Here is a 16,068-nt window from a genome sequence, read left to right on the forward strand (position 1 = left end):
GAGGCATGGAAAAGAAAAGCTATGCGCAGACGCTCACCGAGCTCCGCGATGCAATCGATGCCGCCGACGCCATCGTGGTCGGTGCGGGCGCAGGTCTTTCGATCGCAGCTGGGCTCACGTACTCGGGCGAGCGGTTCGAACGCTACTTCGGCGACTTCATCGAGAAGTACCGCTTCCGCGACATGTACTCGGCTGGGTTCTTCCCGTTCCAGACCCTCGAGGAGCAGTGGGTCTACTGGAGCCGCCACATCTGGTACGACCGCTACGTCGAGCCGCCGAAGGACACGTACGCCAAGCTGCTGCAGCTCGTGCAGAGCAAGGACTTCTTCGTCATCACCACGAACGTCGACCACCAGTTCCAACGCGCAGGCTTCCCTAAGGAACGGTTGTACTACACGCAGGGCGACTACGGCTTGTGGCAATGCAGCGTGCCGTGCCACGACAAGACCTACGACAACTATGAGACCGTGAAGCGCATGATGGAGGAGCAGCGCGACATGCGCGTGCCGACAGAGCTCGTGCCCCACTGTCCTGTATGTGGCAAGCCCATGGTCATGAATCTGCGGGCCGACAACACGTTTGTGGAGGACGAGGGATGGCGTGCAGCGGCCGAACGCTACCGCGACTTCCTGAAAGCCCACCAGGATGGTAGGGTCCTCTTCCTGGAACTGGGCGTGGGCGCGAATACCCCTGCCATCATCAAGTACCCGTTCTGGCGCTACACCTATGCAAACCCCGAGGCGACCTATGCCTGCGTGAACTATGGCGAGGTGTACATGCATCCCGACATCCGCGACCGCTCAATCCTCATCGACGCCGACATCGACCGGGTTTTAGAAGACATATTGGGAGGGCAAGATGGATAACAACCGCAAGCGAGAGCTGTTGAAGAGCCTCGTGACCGGCCTCTGCGCCGGGCGCGGCTACGAACAGCCGAAAATGGATGACGTCGGCGAGCTGTGAACCGCGTTCCGCGCTCTCGTGAACACGCGCCCGCTGAGTCCGGCAAACGACGAGTGGCTTGCGATGCAGGACGAGCTGCTGCAGGGCATGATTGCCGAGGCGGACGTGAGCACGGCGGACGACGCGACTCCCTCGTCTGGCGACCCGCGTCTGCGTCTGTGGCGCGGCGACATCACCACGCTTGCGATGGGCGCAATCGTGAACGCCGCGAACAGCCAGATGCTCGGCTGCTGGGTGCCAGGCCACCATTGCATCGACAATGCCATCCAGACGTTCGCGGGCGTGCAGCTGCGCTCCGAATGCGCGCGCATCATGGAGGAGCAGGGGCACGAGGAGCCTACTGGCACAGCCAAGATCACGGGCGCATACAACCTGCCGTCAGGTCACGTCATCCATACCGTGGGGCCCATCGCGAACGGCCATCCAGTAGCATCTTTTGGAACCAAGACCACCCGTCAATAGTCGGGAGCTTTTTATTCAATCCCCGTGTATGCCGTCGAACTTATTCTTCCTAACACACAGGCGGGCTTTTAATTCTAATTGCAGAGATCTGGCGCCTTTCGATGGGTTTGTAGGCCGACAATCGCGAGGCGTGTAGGCACTCGGCAACCTACGAGACGCTTGGCAGGGCGTCATCCCAGTCGCATGTAGTCGTATGCATCTTCGGTTGAGGAGGAGCCAGACTCCCATTTCATTGTCTTGACATTCTCGCAACTCGCGTTTTCATCATCGGATGTCTTGTCTTTTAAGGCATTGGCACCGAGCGCGGGGATTCACCGTGGTTGAGATGGTGCAGTCACGAGGCGCTTGTGGCATGCCGGCAGGAAGACCGGTTGAGATGGCTGTGCCCAACCGAAACAGCGATGAAGGGCTCTCTGGTACCATTAACCACTTAGAATCTGTCTCGTGGCAGTCATGGCCCGGCGGGATCGAGGAGGCATGGGCGGGCGAGCGCACATATCATCGAGGCGGACGGCGAGTGCCGGCTGCCGCTGGAACCACAACTCCGCGTACTACCCCGAGCTGGTCTCGGACGCCGCACTGAGGGGCGGAGTTGCCCTCGACGTGGGTTGCGGGGATGGGGCGCTCCTGGAGCTTCTGGCCGGAGTCTGCAGGCATGTCGTGGGGGTGGAGGCGGACCCCGCCACCGCGCGGACGGCCGCCGGCAGGGTCGCAGGCAGCGGCACCGTCATCTGCGGCGATTTCATGGCTGCCCAGGATTTTGCCCCGGAGGAATTCGATACCATAACCTGCGTCGCGTGCCTGCACCACATGCCGCTCGAGACGGCGCTCGTTCGGATGGCGGAGCTGCTGCGGCCCGGCGGCAGGCTGCTCGTCGTCGGACTGTCAGCGAACAAGACCATTGCGGACTGGCTGCTCTCCGCTCTCATGGTCGTCCCCGCGAGGGTGTCAGGATGGCTCCATCACGAGGGCACCTACCAGGGGATGAGGGTCGCCCGGCCCTGTGAGTCCCTGGACGAGATTCGCGCTGTTGCAGGCGAGCGACTCCCCGGCGCACTTGTCAGGAGGCGTCTTTACTGGCGCTACTCCCTTGAGTGGACAAAGCCCTTCACTGTGCAGTCCTAGCGTCCGTACCCCGCTTCGGACTCTGCCCTGTGGCAGGGCCCTCTCTTCTTGGGGGAGCCCTCGCGGCGACCTGACTTAACCCGACAAGCTGCCATATGGTTACTTACCATCAACTATCGAAGCGCCTCTTTCACGCCAGCCTGATGAGCGATAAAATTTGAAAGACATAGATAGGAGGTGTCTCTTGGCAACCGGCGAACAGGTGAAGGCTCTCATCAAAGCCCACTATGACCAGGATAATGAGCGTTTCAAGACTACGGCATTGCGCATAGCGGCATCCGAGACGCGCATCGGCCATACCACTCTAGGCAGGGAAATCACCGCCATGGTCGACGCATCCACTCGTACGAAGGGCAATGTCATCAATCTCGCGAACAAGGACAATCTGTTCCTTGTCTCATTCCCTGGGGTTAGATTGGGCGACTTGGTAGTCTCGTCGGAAATCACCGAGAAGATCAACCGTATGCTGGCCGAGTATCGCCAAAGGAAGAAGCTCGCCTCGTTCGGCCTGAGCTGCCGCCGCAAGCTCCTGCTGGAGGGAGAGCCGGGCACTGGCAAGACGATGACGGCGTCGGTGATTGCAGCCGAGCTCGACATGCCTCTGTTCATCGTGCAGACCGACAAGCTCATCACGAAGTACCTTGGTGAGACCAGCACTCGGCTTCGGCAAATTTTCGATACCATCGCCAGCAACCGTGCCGTCTACCTGTTCGACGAGTTCGACGCCATCGGGGCCGACCGCAGTAGAGACAACGAGGTTGGCGAGATGCGTCGCATCCTGAACTCCTTCCTGCAGTTCATAGAGACAGATACCTCCGAGAGCATCATCATCGCCGCCACGAACAACAGGAAGATTCTCGATCAGGCGCTCTTCCGCCGCTTCGACGACGTCATGCACTACGAGCTTCCCACCGTCAACGAAGTCAAGCGCATCGTGGCTAATCGCACGGGCGCCTATGACCCGGCGTTCTCCCTCACCGATGGGACGGCCAGCGAGCTCTCGCAACTCTGCCAGGCCGACATCACGCGCCTTTGCGAGGATGCGGTGAAAGAATCCCTGCTGACCGATTCTTCGCTGTGCGACGAGCTTTTCCAGCGTCTCTGCGCGGACAGGCTGTCCGTATACAACAGCGAGGATAAGGTCGGCTAAGCAGCATGGAGAGACCGAATCTCATCCTCGCAAATACGTGCCACCAAGAGCCTTATACAGCCCCTCAGAGCGGTCGGGGTAAACCACCGATTGCGCGCAACCCCACATTGCACGCAGCGAAGCTCAACAAGGAGTTGCAAGACGCATTTGCTGCGGATGATGATAGAAGAGCACATGCTGTTGCTGACAGGCATGGAATCTATCTTGAGTTTACAGGCCCTCAAAACGGCGATTTGGCCACAAAGAGCTTGGAGGATGTACGGCAGGGTGTGCGCCTTCTCAATGTTCGCGAAGAGGACGGCGCCATGCGGGCGACTGTGTTTATCCCATCTGGGAAAGAACACTTTTTTCTTGATAGGGTGAAGGCATATGGCGATCCGCACCAGGTCACCAAGAAGGGCAAGCCTCGCCACGAGAAACTGGTGTCTAGCATCGAGGATATCCGTCTGGCCATCGTCGATTCCCTCTGGACAGGCAGCGATGGCAAGCGTCCAGCAGACCAAAAGCAATGGCTCGAAATCTGGCTCCGGACAGGCAAGGATGAGGATGGCGGATCCTTCGAAGCGTATGCGGCGCTGCTCGATACGCTCCATATCGAGCACAAGAGTACCTTCATCTTGTTCCCCGAGCGCATGGTCACGCTGGCATATGCTAGCAAGGCCGATCTCGCCAGCCTCCTGAACAGCTACGATGGCCTTGCCGAGATAAAGGAGGCGCCCCTCGCGTCATCGTTCTTCGCCAACCTCGAGGCATTCGAGCAGCGCGAGTGGATCGACGACCTATTGAGCAGAACGTCCTTTGCGTTTGGCAGGGCAAGCATCTGCATCCTCGACACGGGCATCAACAGCGGACATCCGCTCTTGTCCCCAGCCGTCGATGGAGATGTCGTTCTGGCTTATGACGATGCGCTGGGAACCGAAGACCGAGACAACCACGGTACCAAGCTTGCGGGGCTGGCCCTATATGAAGATCTGAAGGATAGCTTGTCATCTGCTGATCCGATTGAGGTGACCCACACCGTCGAGTCCGTGAAGATTCTGGACATGAACAGACAAAGCGAGCCTGACTTGTACGGAGACATCGCCAAGCAGGCGATAGACAGGGCTTTCGTGGCAAAGCCGAAGAGGAACAGGGTCTTCTGCTCCGGAGTTACTGCCAATGAATCCGAAATTACTGATGGTTTGCCTACCTCTTGGTCTGCCGCGCTTGACGAGGCTATCTCCCACGCGGACGACCCCTCGAGCGAGCATGAGTTCGTGCTTGTTTCCGGTGGGAATATTCCATTGTCTATGCTGAATGGAACAGTCTATCCCGAGGCGAACGAGATCCGCTCCGTCCGTAGCCCAGGCCAATCGTGGAATGCGCTGACCGTCGGGGCATACAGCGAAAACGCTCTGGTCGAAGAGGATGACATACTGGCCACAGGCTACGAACCCGTTGCGATGCCAGGAGAGCTGTGTCCGCTTAGCACGACCTCCCTGCAGTGGAGGCATTCGATTGCGCCGGTGAAGCCCGAGATCGTCTGCCCCGGTGGAAACATAGTTGGGATGAATAGCGACTATTCAGACTGTCAGGATTTATCGTTGCTGACCACTGGCTCTGATGTAGCATCGCGCCCGCTTGACACCGTCAACGCGACGAGCGCGGCAGTTGCCGAGGCTGCCTATATGGCGGCTGAGCTGGAGAATGCCTATCCAGACCTATGGCCCGAGACGGTAAGGGGCCTGCTAGTGCATTCCGCCCGCTGGTCACGAGCGATGATAGACAGATACTCGCCCAAGGGGTCGCCCGAGGACACGGCCACGAAGGGGCGCAGGAGGCTGCTTAGGGCTTGCGGCTACGGCATACCGGACTTGAGCCGTGCAATCGAATGCAGGGAGAGTAGCGTCAACCTCATCATCCAAGAGGTTCTGCATCCGTATGAGGTGAAGGATGGCCGTGAGACGATGAGAGAGATGCACCTCCATGCGCTACCTTGGCCAAAGGACGTGCTCATTTCGCTTGCCGACGCCGACGCGACGCTCCACGTGACACTTTCCTATTTCATCGAATCAGGGCCGGGGCAGATCGGATGGAAGGACAAGTATCGCTACGCTTCGCATGGCCTTCGCTTCGATGTGAACAAGCCAGGTGAGAGCAGGGATGAGTTCGAGAAGCGCATCAACGTCAGCGTTCGCGATGAGGACGAGGGCAAAACATCGAGCGGCTCTGGCGACTGGTTTCTTGGCGTCAACAATCGAAACGTGGGCTCGATTCATTCCGACTACAAGTATGCATCCGCAATTGAGCTGAGCGATATCGAGTTTGTTGCCGTGTATCCAGTGATTGGCTGGTGGAGGTCCCGCAAATACCTCGGAAGGATTGACTCCGAGGCGCGATACTCGCTGATAGTGAGCATCGAGACGCCTGGCATGGAAACTGATCTCTATTCGGAGATTACCCAGGTGATAGAGAGCACGTCGGCAACGGCCGTCCCTATCACTGTCACCGGCATACAGCAAGCCGATCTCTAGAAATCTTGAACTCAGAACGATATCGTTAAGACGCGTTTCCTCGGTTCAGGGTAGACGCCCTCCATGCGGGTATCCTGTGATTCCAAGGGGCCGCGTCTTTTGGATGGGCGTGCAGAGATGTGCCTGTTGAGGGGGCGCATGCAAAGCTTTGTGTGAACTAGGCACGTCATGCTATGGCTTGATATGAGCTTGAATTTTAGCGGCACCACAGTGACTGGGAAGCATTCTGCCGCCGCCGTTTCGTGAGTGGACTGGCAACATCAGTATGACGGTCCGTTTCTTGCTTGCAACGTAGATGCGCGTTTTCAATGCGATAAAAATTTTCCAAGTCATGGGTTGCGTGCGAAGGCAGAATACTCCATGCACATCGGAAGGGAAAAGGGACTTGGCGTTTGACACGGCCGATAAGATTATTCGCTTCAGAGATGAGTTCTAGGGCAGGGGAAAGCCCTCCGGGGTGGAGTGGCTTCTATTACGACGAGACGAACAACTTCAGAAGACTTAAGGCCGGGAAGGCTCTAATCGAATCTCCTGGCGGAACTCACATTGCATCAGACAGCCTCGAGAAGAACTTCGTGATAGGCGGGGTTGCGTTCGCTACCAAGGAAGCCGAGGAGGCAACCAGACGGGCTTTTGCTGACCAGCAGTTCCCGACTTCGCCAGACAGCCAAAGCGGCAAGCGCGAGACGAAATGCAGGCAGATCTGCATCGGGCACAATGCCATCCAAATCCTAACCAACACCAGAGTTGGGAGAGTGAGTGACTTCCTGAGGTTGCTGGACAGGGATGACGTCTACGTTCACGTCAGCACGACTAATGCCTTCCTCTATTACATCGTTTCTGAAATTGTCCAGAAGCTGGCATGGATTCTAGGGACAGACGACAAGGGCATCGACTACAGCTCACACTTCCTAGAAGACATACTCTACGACATCGCGAGAGACGACAAGGCATCGCTTGTGGAAACCCTTAAGTGCTGGGGATATCCGTCCATGGATCATGCCCCAGACATTAGAGAGTTTTGCGATGCCCTCGAAAAGCGCGTGGAGAGTGCTGGGGACTCGACTCTCTGCGGCTATTCACTTAAACGTGACCCCATGAGACGGTATGGGCTGAGACGTCTGCTTCGTCACGTTGCAATGAAGTGCATTCTTATAGGGAGCAGCTCTGATGAGCGGCTGAGAATCAGTCCGGGAGATGATTGCATAGTCGACTCCCTCTGCGACTTTTACTGGTCGCCCTGCCTCGTGTGGTACCCCTCCTCGCACCATGTGTTCGATGAGGAAACGACAGTCAAAGAAAAACTGGAGTCCTTGCTCCCCGAGGGAACGATTATTAATGGTGAGATGCGCAATTCCGCCGAGGACACGATGATTCAAGCCTTGGACATTTGAGTTGGCCTGTATGTCAAATATGAAGAGCTGCTGGATGACTATGTGGCAAAGATGATTCTGCCGAATTACAGAGTGAATCCCAGGCACCTTTCGTCAGAGGATGTGACGGGGGAAATCACTGCGAGGATTGAGGCGGAGAAAGAGCAGCTTGATGTCCTGTATAGGGCAAGCGGAAACAAAATTGCTCATAACGTTGCCCTGAGGGGCTGCAAAGCAAATTCGAAAGGGAGCTCGACGCCAGCGCACGCGAGCTAAGTCTCCCAAATACGGATGAGGCCACTCAGGGTGCTGCTGATGCTATTCTGAGGCGGCTAAGCGAGACGGGCAAGGAAAGCATCCGCTTGATTAGCAGGCTTATCGTCAAATCAGTCGATGCGGACGAATACATGTACCACATCGAAGATAGCGAGACTGTTTACCAGCTTAGGGTGGGCCTGGTAAAAGCGCTTGCCGCATCTTGAGCTCCTAAGGAATCCGGTACAACAACGATATCCACAGCCAATCGTAATGCCGAGCACTCTTTTGAAAGGCAGTAGGAGACGGGGCTCAGTTGCGAGTTACAAATGGTCATTTCCGCAGTCCCGGCATTTGCTCCCAGTGGGTTGTGTTTATTCTCGGCTTCGCGTGCTGAAGCGGAACTCAGCACTGAGTTCCAGGTGAGTTCTGGTTTTGGGACGATTTCGCGGACGTGAAAATAAACATAGCCGATGGTCAGACGGCTCGTTGGGTTTATGCTTCCCTGTTTTGCGTCTATCGAGTGGGAATAGATAAAAACCTTGTTCAGGGCTTTGTATGAGTACCATTTTCATGCATTTGGCTACCGCCTCTTATACGGTTTTGGACAGGAAGCGCGGGAGTAAATAATCAACGAAGTGCTTCGGACCTACTGGCCGGAGCCCTTTTCATATGCCCGATTACCTGCGGTTTTACTCCTCATTGGCGATGCTGCGCGTCCAAAACCATGAAAGAGTGGCTACGAGAGCACATGAGACATTACGGAAATGCAGTGATGGGGCTTTTGATACAGCCCCTTCCGTTGGGCGCGGCCTGGGCTCCTGCAGCCGTTCCCACGGCCTTTAGCGTTCCTTTGGACAGCCTGCCCAAACTGGGAGATGAAAGGTTGGACGGCAAAGAAGGAAGGAAACGACATGACGAGATGCGTTCTGGAAACGCGTGGGTTCGTGAAACGCTTCGGGCGGGGAGGCAGCGCCCAGACGGCGGTGGACCACGTATCGCTGTACGTCGATGAGGGGAAGGTCTACGTGCTGCTCGGCCCCAACGGCGCGGGCAAGTCGACCACGCTCAAGATGATCGCGGGCATGCTGCATCCCACCAAGGGCCACGGCCTGCATCAGGCCGCGTACGTAACCGACGACACGCATGCAGGGCGCGGCTCCAAGCGTGGCGCCGCCGTTGCCCCGCAGTGCGCCCCTCGCCGCTCACCCGAGCATCGCCTTAGCCGGGCCGCGCAGAACGGCGGAGCGCGCCGTCGCGACAAGCTCTTCGAGCGGCATGTCGCGGTCCGACGCGAGCCAGCGCGCGTACATGCCCAAAAGCATGCTCGACGTCCCGTAGAAGACGAGGGCCTGCCGCTCGGACATCCTCTCGATGCCGACGTGTGCGCAGACCACCCCCATCGCGGCCAGGCGCGCCCGCTCGACGAAGGATGGGTCGGCCCCGTTGAGGAGCACGGCGAGGTGACCGAAGTGGTCCCCGAGCGCCTCCTCGATGCACCGCGCGGTTCTTGCGCATCCCCTGCGTCCTCCCGGCGCGAGGGCTGCGAGCACCTCCGGGAAGAGAACTTCCTCGACCCGCTCGGATATCTCGGCCTCGCATTGGTCGCGCACGTCGTAGACGCTCGAGAAGTGCGTGTAGAACGTGGACCGCGTGATGCCGGCTCTTCCGCACACCTCGCGCACAGTGATGCGCTCTATAGGGTCGTCCCTCATGATCTCGAACAGACCATCGGTGATGCGCCGCTTCGTCGCCGCCACGGTCCTGGAATCGCATTCTCCCACGGGTCCTCCTCCCGGAAATCGGACACATCCGCCCGTTCTGTCGCTTGAACGGGGGTGGGGCTCCCCGCACAATGAAATCGGACACGGTGTCCATTTTACGGAAGGAGGCTGCCATGGGTCAAGAAACGGCACTCGTGCGGGTCGAGTCCGCATCCAAGAGCTTCGGGAGGAGACGCGTGCTCGACGAGGTGTCGTTGGAGGCGCACTGCGGGCAGGTCGTGGGGCTCATCGGCCCCTCCGGGTGTGGCAAGACGACGCTCGTCAGCCTCGTCGTCGGGTCGGCGGTCCCGAGCTCGGGCCACGTCTTCCTCGACGGCGAGGAGGCCCCCTATCCGACGATGCGCCCGAAACTCGGCTACATGCCCCAGGACGCGGCCCTCTACGAGGGCGTCACCGCCCGCGAGAACCTAGCCTTCTTCGGGGCGCTCCAGGGGCTCTCCCGCACGCAAATCCGCATACGTGAGGCGGAGCTGCTGCCGCTCCTTGGTCTGGAGGACGCCCGCGATCAGCTCGTCGGCAGCTTCTCGGGCGGCATGAAGCGCCGCCTCTCGCTCGCCGTGGCGCTCGTCGCCAAGCCCGACATCCTGGTGATGGATGAGCCCACGGTGGGCCTCGACCCGGTGCGGCGCATCGAGCTCTGGAGCCTCTTCAGAACGCTCGCCGACGGGGGTGCCGCGCTGCTGGTGACCACCCACGTCATGGACGAGGCCGCCCACTGCGACGTCGTCGCTCTGATGAGGGAGGGCGCTCTTGTGTCTGTCGGCTCGCCCCGGGTGATTCTCGAGTCGACATCGACGGGAAGCTTGGAGGAGGCCTTCGTCGCCCTCGTGGGGCCGAAGGGGAAGGAGACCGACCATGCGTAGCCTGCTCGCGGTTGCCCGCCGCATCATCGCGGAATTCGCCCATGACCGGAGGGTGGTCGCGGTGCTCGTCCTTGCCCCCTGCGTCACCTTCCTCCTGTTCTACCTCGTTCTGGGCGTGCCCCCCTACGTGCCCCGGCTCGCACTCGTCAACGTCCCCGACAGCTTCGTCTCCTACCTCAGCAACGAGAACTGCGCCCTGCAAACCGCCAACGCCCAGGAGGCGCAGCGGCTCCTCGAGGCGGCGGAGGTGGACGCCGTCGTCTCGGCGGGCGACGGCCACGTCCTCGAAGTGCGCGTCGAGGGCGCGGACGCCTCGCACACCGCCGCCGCGCTATCCATCATCCGCTCCGCCCTTGTCAAGCAGCAGGAATCCGCTCGCGACGAGCTGCTTTCCCAGGCGGGCGAGTTCGAGGAGCGCATCGACTCCATCGAGTTCGACATCGACGACGAGACGCGCTCACGCCTGCCCGCCGGAGTTCTCGAGGCGATAGAGGAGGCGGAATCGCTTGCAAGAGACGTCCCCGACGTGGAAGGCGCCATGCCCTTCACGTCCATCGAGGTCGGCTACCTCCACGGCCGGGCCGACTGGACCGTCTTCGAGTACTACGGGCCGGTCTTCATCGGGCTGTTCGTGTTCATGTTCGTCTTCATGACCGGCTCCATGAGCCTGCTCGCCGAGCGGACCTGCGGCACGAGGGAACGGCTGCTCACCACACCCGTGAGGGGCTGGCAGGTCGCTGGCGGCTACACGCTCGGATTCGGCTTGGTGGCCCTGCTGTACACGGCCGTCACGATCGCCTTCACCGTGTGCGTGGTGGGCTTCCCGAACGAGGGCTCGCCGCTGCTCGTCGCGGCCCTCGCAGTCTCCATGGCGGCGGTGTCGCTCACCCTGAGTCTGGCCGTCTCGGGCCTGGCCAGGAGCCCCTTCCAGGTCATCCAGCTGCTGCTCGTGTTCGTCATACCGCAGCTGATGCTTTCGGGCATCTTTGACCTCTCCCAAGCGCCGGCATGGCTGCGGGCCGTCGCCTCGGCGCTGCCGCTCGGCTACGGGGCCGAAGCCTTGCGCGACGTCATGCTGCGCGGAGCGGGGCTCGAGGCGGTAGCTGCCCCCCTCGCCATCATGTGGGGCTTCGCCGCCCTCTTCTTCGCCCTGGCGTGCTTGAGCATGAGGCGGCCGCAGGTCAGGCGAGCCGGGCTCTCCTGGCCCCGATGAGGAGGCGGATGCGGTCTCGTTCGCCACGAACTGTTTTTCCCGAAACCTCGCCAGACGCGTCATGGGTCTTCCAGAGTCGACGGGCGGTTGTGCCGGATGGTCGAAAGGCCTGTTCGGACACTGGTGCTTAGGGGGTGTTCCGCTAGGCGGTACGCCCTGGGGGGCACGTCGATGCTGCTGCAAAATGCCAACACGGGAATCCACCGCGCCCATTACAGTCTGAGCCGCAGACAATCCGTGCGTCTTGATTTTCGCCGTCGTCGATGGGCTATGTTGGAAGCGATGCGGGTCTCGCTGAAGGACTCGCTGCCGTGCTCGCGTACGACCTCAAGACGCCACTCACGGTGACGCTCGTCAACGCCGACCTGCTCGTCGAGACCGCCGCCTCGGGCACGCTCGGCGCGGACCAGGCCGCATGCGCCCAGCGCTCAACCTGGTGGGAAGCGTCTGCGACCATGCGCGCGGGGGCCGGGTGTCGCTCTCGTTCTCCTATGATGCCGGCGTGCGGGTCCTCTCTATCGCCGTCGACGGCGTATCCCCGGCGTCTCAACTCGTTGTAGACGACGCTCTCTATGCCGAAGCCGACGTCATTCTGCCTGAAGTTGATTTGCGCGTTACGAAGCCCAACATCCTCGGGGTAGTACTTCGCCGGGGTCTTCAGGTACGCCTTGCCCTTGATGTCATATCGGCGCGCTCTCTCGAACAGGAACGCATCCTCCAGGTGCTGAATGTAGGCGTAGACCGTGTCGTCGGTAATCTTGACGTGCTTCTCGGTCTGCAGGGTGCCCGCGAGACCGCTCGTGCTCACAAGCGAGCCGGTGGTGGAGCAGAGTACGTCGAACAGCGCGGCCATCTTCTCAGGCAGGAGCACGTCGTTGCGTTCGACAACGTCGCTCAGGTACGTCTGCGCGACCAGGTTCTCAAGGTAGCGCATCTTCGAAGCCTCGTCCGGCTCGTCGAACAAGTGCGGCATGCCGCCGTAGGCGAGGTGCTCCTGCAGCGCAAAGCGCTTGTGCCCGCATAGGCGGCATAGAACTCGCAGTAGGAAAGCGGATGCACACGCACTTCAGTGCCGCGGTCCCTGAAGCCTGTCGCGATATCCCTCGAGAGGAGCTTGGAGTTGCTTCCCGTGATGTACACGTCGTAGTTCGTGTGGTTGTTCAGCGATATGACGACTCCCTCGAACGCCTCCACCATCTGGATCTCGTCGAGGATGATGTAGTACTGGGTGCCCTCGTCAGGCGCCGCCTTCTCCACGTACTCGCGCAGTGCCTTCCTCTCACGCAGCTCTTCGAACCTGTCGTCGTCGAGCGCTACGATAACGATCTGATTGTCGCGTGCGCCCTCGCCACGGAGGTAGTCGCAGAACAGGTTCTTGAGAAGATAGCTCTTGCCGCAGCGGCATACCCCGGTGATTATCTTAGCGTAGGGACTGAGCATCCTCTGCTTCAGTTGCTCCAGATATTCATCCCTCTCGATTCTCATAATCCCTCGATCTTCGATTCACATGTGCAGTATTTTTCGACTGGTATGCTAAAAGCATCGCACTCTGCCGCATCATTCAGATCAGGGTTTCGATCGAGTTTCATGTAACGAGGGATACCCACCGTGGTCGGATGAAGTTGTTAATCAACCCGATGGAATGTGTCGGTGAGCATTTTTATAGTGTTTGTCCATCAGTTGGTACCAGACTATATACTGGCTATAATTTTAGCCAGTATCGAAAGGAGCCGGGTATGGCGGCATTGACGATTGGCCTAGCTGAGGCAAAGAACAACTTTTCTCGCGTGACGGCGGAAGTGAACAGGACTGGCAGGTCGGTCACCGTCCTGAAGAATAATAGGCCATGGGTTGTCATCCAGCCTGCGCAGAGGACGGCCAACGCTACGGATGTTGCCGTCAACTTCATGGACGAGTACGCGGACGTGTTCGAGGAGCTTGCCAAGTGAGCGCTGCGGCGTTCTCCAAAGAAGACGTGCTCGCCATTCACTTGGCGACAATCGACCGATTCGGTGGGCTCGAAGGAGTGCGTGACGAGGGGCTCCTCGACTCGGTGCTAGCGCAGCCGTTCCAGACCTTCGGCGGCGAGGAACTGTATCCGACCCCCATCGAGAAGGCATGCAGGTATGCGTTCGGGGTTATCTCAGGCCACCCGTTTCTTGACGGCAACAAGAGGACGGGCGCAGCACTGCTGGGCACCTACCTCATAATGTCCGGCATCGACTTTAGACCCGACCATTCGTCCTTTCTCGAATTCGTGTTGGGCGTTGCGGACGGCTCCGTGGATTACGATGCGCTCGTCGACTGGGTTGCAAGCGTAGTGCTTTGATCCCCTGTTCACTTCGAGTGGACTCAACCCTGCCGTTCCCGCGGTCGCCATTCCCGCCGTTTTCACCCAAGCCACCCTGATCAGCGGGAGCCAGGAAGAATTCGGGCGGCGCGGCGTCATGCAGCCGGGGCTCGAAGAGAAATTCCCCCCCCTACCCTGCGGCCACGTTCGTTACGGGACTCGTCTGGTCGTCTGACACCTTCCCTTCTGGTTCACGTCTGGTGAATCGCATCTGAGCCTCTCCTTTGCACTCTTCGCCCTGCAGGCAGTGCTTCTCTCGTTTCGGATGGCGGGCATGCGCCGGCGCGAATCGTCGGTGCTCCATTGCATAATCCTCCACGGAGCCGTCAACACCGCGATGTCCGTCTCTGCCGTTCAGTTGGGTGCTCCGCTCGTCATCTCCTTCGCCGCCGTCACCGTCCTTTCAATCCGGCTTGGTATGACGGGCAATTGCGTAAAGCAGTGCTGTAGGCTTAGGAATACATCTAAATTTGCAGAGCGTGGAAGATGAAGAACATTGACGTCATATACATGAACCAAGTCTTATCGCTTACGAGATTCGAGGATGACGGCAAGATTGTGCCTACGGGCCAAAAATCGGCTCTTCGCTGTTTCTAGTGGGTAGCGAGCGGCCGAGCCCGAGGGACATCATCGTCTTGAGGTGTCCTACGTTCCCGAATCCCCTCCTCGCCCTCTTGACGGGCTGGATCACGGATGTGTTTGATAGCCTCCCGTTTGCGGGTTCGGGCGTCGGAAGGTTTCGGGTCCGAGCACGAAAGACTTTCGGGTTCGGGCAAGGGCGCGCCGACCATCCGCGGTCGGCCCGACAATGTTGTCGCCTCGGTCTGCGACGCGGGGAGGGCCGGAGGGGAGTGAACTGCGTCCCAAAACTTGGACGCTTCCAATGCAGGGCTAATGGACTGGGTAGGATAGTCATGCGGGGGCTCGGTCCCGTCGGCAAAGGCGCGACCAGGGAGGAGAGTGGGGGCCCTTCAAAGGCCAGCGCCCTCTTCGCGGGCGAGCGGCTGTGAGGGGGCCGAGTTCGGTTTCATCGCCGCCCGCCTCGGCGAGCGCAAGGCGGCTACGGTGTGCCGGGCGCCCGGCGCCGCCAGGTGGGGCCACTACCAGTGGGCCAGCAGGCCCGACGGCGCGCACGACCTGCGCGACCTCGGGCTGGCCAGGCTGGTCGGCGGCGAGCACGGGGCCAGCATGGGCATCTGCGGCGCGCCGAAGGCGTCCATGCGGCCGGAGACGTCCGGCGTGGCCACCTCGCGCAGGCGCGTCGCCCGCATCATGCGCGAGCACGGCTGGCGCGGCGTCACCAGGAGCCGCGCCAGGAGGGCCTCGGGGGAAAGGCGCGCGGCGGGGCGGACTCGCACGACGACCTGGCCAGGCGCGACTCCGGCGCGACGGGCCCGAACGAGGCGTGGTTCGCCGGCATCACCCACGCGCGCACGCACCAGGGCCGGCCCTGCCTCGCCGTCGTCATGGATGTGTGGCCCAGGATGGTGGTGGGGTGGTCGATGGGCCCGAGGATCACCGCGGAGCCCGCCGACGACGCCCCCAGGATGGCCATCGCCCGCGGGCGGCCGGGCAGGGGCTGCACCATTCGGGCCACGGCGCGCAGCACGCTGGCCTGCTCCTCGGCAAGGCCATGCGCGGCAACGGCATCAGGCCGCCCATGGGGCCCGTATCCTCGCCGTGGGACAACGCCGTGACCGAGTCGCCGGCGGGCGTCATCAGGTCCGAGTGCGTGCACGCGGGGACGCTCGAGAGCCGCGAGCAGGCAGCGCTCGCGCTCTTCGAGCACATCGAGCGTCTCCACGACAGGATCGGGACTCACTCGGCCCTCGGCTGGGTCAGCCCCGCCGAATTCGAGAGGATTCACGATGGGAAAAGCCGTCCGAAGGCGGCATGGGACCTGTCAACGCAAACGGGGCAGATTCAGAATCAAGGCGCCAGCCCAGCAGCACAAGGTCGATGTCCGCGGGCGGAAGCGAAGGGACAGGTGGGAACCCCCGCCCTATAGCGTTCCCCT

General features: G+C 60.4%; 14 protein-coding genes and 1 pseudogene. 11 read left to right on the forward strand and 4 right to left on the reverse strand.

Annotated features, from left to right (window positions below; translation table 11 throughout):
- Positions 1-5 precede the first annotated feature (5 nt).
- From J2S71_RS05305 to J2S71_RS12280, 7 genes and pseudogenes are all read left to right on the forward strand, one after another.
- Positions 6-866, forward strand: a complete 861-nt coding sequence (locus tag J2S71_RS05305; RefSeq protein ID WP_307389344.1) for an SIR2 family NAD-dependent protein deacylase — start codon at positions 6-8, stop codon at positions 864-866.
- A 160-nt stretch (positions 867-1,026) separates the two neighbouring features.
- Positions 1,027-1,425: a macro domain-containing protein gene (locus tag J2S71_RS05310; protein ID WP_307389347.1), complete on the forward strand. Its 399-nt coding sequence runs from the start codon at positions 1,027-1,029 to the stop codon at positions 1,423-1,425.
- A gap of 477 nt (positions 1,426-1,902) precedes the next feature.
- Positions 1,903-2,550, forward strand: a complete 648-nt coding sequence (locus tag J2S71_RS05315; RefSeq protein ID WP_307389350.1) for a class I SAM-dependent methyltransferase — start codon at positions 1,903-1,905, stop codon at positions 2,548-2,550.
- A 184-nt stretch (positions 2,551-2,734) separates the two neighbouring features.
- A complete protein-coding gene (locus J2S71_RS05320) occupies positions 2,735-3,700 on the forward strand; it encodes an AAA family ATPase (RefSeq protein ID WP_307389352.1) in 966 nt (321 codons plus the stop codon).
- 107 nt (positions 3,701-3,807) lie between these two features.
- Complete coding sequence (locus J2S71_RS05325) at positions 3,808-6,213, forward strand: S8 family peptidase (protein ID WP_307389355.1); 2,406 nt, start codon at positions 3,808-3,810, stop codon at positions 6,211-6,213.
- Between the two features lie 425 nt (positions 6,214-6,638).
- Complete coding sequence (locus tag J2S71_RS05330) at positions 6,639-7,607, forward strand: hypothetical protein (RefSeq protein ID WP_307389358.1); 969 nt, start codon at positions 6,639-6,641, stop codon at positions 7,605-7,607.
- Positions 7,608-8,755: 1,148 nt separating this feature from the next.
- Positions 8,756-9,013, forward strand: a pseudogene (locus J2S71_RS12280) (ATP-binding cassette domain-containing protein); the annotation flags it as partial.
- 33 nt (positions 9,014-9,046) lie between these two features.
- Here J2S71_RS12280 and J2S71_RS12285 read toward each other — a convergent pair.
- Positions 9,047-9,625 carry a TetR/AcrR family transcriptional regulator gene (locus tag J2S71_RS12285; RefSeq protein ID WP_370873208.1) on the reverse strand — a complete coding sequence of 193 codons (579 nt, stop codon included), beginning with the start codon at positions 9,623-9,625 and terminating at the stop codon, positions 9,047-9,049.
- Positions 9,626-9,738: 113 nt separating this feature from the next.
- Here J2S71_RS12285 and J2S71_RS05340 point away from each other — a divergent pair, with 113 nt between their 5' ends.
- Both J2S71_RS05340 and J2S71_RS05345 read left to right on the forward strand, forming a co-directional pair.
- Positions 9,739-10,488, forward strand: a complete 750-nt coding sequence (locus tag J2S71_RS05340) for an ABC transporter ATP-binding protein (protein ID WP_307389363.1) — start codon at positions 9,739-9,741, stop codon at positions 10,486-10,488.
- Positions 10,481-11,701 (forward strand): ABC transporter permease, encoded by a 1,221-nt coding sequence (locus J2S71_RS05345; protein WP_307389366.1) that lies wholly within the window; start codon positions 10,481-10,483, stop codon positions 11,699-11,701. Before J2S71_RS05340 ends, J2S71_RS05345 begins: the two co-directional genes overlap by 8 nt.
- Before the next feature lie 268 nt (positions 11,702-11,969).
- On the opposite strand, the gene J2S71_RS05350 is transcribed toward J2S71_RS05345, so the two are convergent.
- Both J2S71_RS05350 and J2S71_RS05355 read right to left on the reverse strand, forming a co-directional pair.
- Entirely contained in the window at positions 11,970-12,665 is a 696-nt protein-coding gene (locus tag J2S71_RS05350; protein ID WP_307389371.1) for a DUF8612 domain-containing protein, read from the reverse strand.
- Positions 12,596-13,186 (reverse strand): ATP-binding protein, encoded by a 591-nt coding sequence (locus tag J2S71_RS05355; protein WP_307389374.1) that lies wholly within the window; start codon positions 13,184-13,186, stop codon positions 12,596-12,598. The genes J2S71_RS05350 and J2S71_RS05355 overlap by 70 nt, the downstream gene beginning before the upstream one ends.
- Positions 13,187-13,437: 251 nt before the next feature.
- On the opposite strand from J2S71_RS05355, the gene J2S71_RS05360 reads away from it, so the two are divergent.
- Entirely contained in the window at positions 13,438-13,650 is a 213-nt protein-coding gene (locus J2S71_RS05360; RefSeq protein ID WP_021724846.1) for a type II toxin-antitoxin system Phd/YefM family antitoxin, read from the forward strand.
- Positions 13,647-14,030, forward strand: coding sequence for a type II toxin-antitoxin system death-on-curing family toxin (locus J2S71_RS05365; RefSeq protein ID WP_021724849.1), 384 nt, complete (start codon positions 13,647-13,649; stop codon positions 14,028-14,030). The genes J2S71_RS05360 and J2S71_RS05365 overlap by 4 nt, the downstream gene beginning before the upstream one ends.
- A gap of 1,318 nt (positions 14,031-15,348) precedes the next feature.
- On the opposite strand, the gene J2S71_RS05370 is transcribed toward J2S71_RS05365, so the two are convergent.
- Complete coding sequence (locus tag J2S71_RS05370) at positions 15,349-15,918, reverse strand: hypothetical protein (RefSeq protein WP_307389380.1); 570 nt, start codon at positions 15,916-15,918, stop codon at positions 15,349-15,351.
- Between the last annotated feature and the right edge of the window lie 150 nt (positions 15,919-16,068).

This window comes from Olsenella profusa DSM 13989, from assembly GCF_030811115.1.
Lineage (GTDB): Bacteria > Actinomycetota > Coriobacteriia > Coriobacteriales > Atopobiaceae > Olsenella_F > Olsenella_F profusa.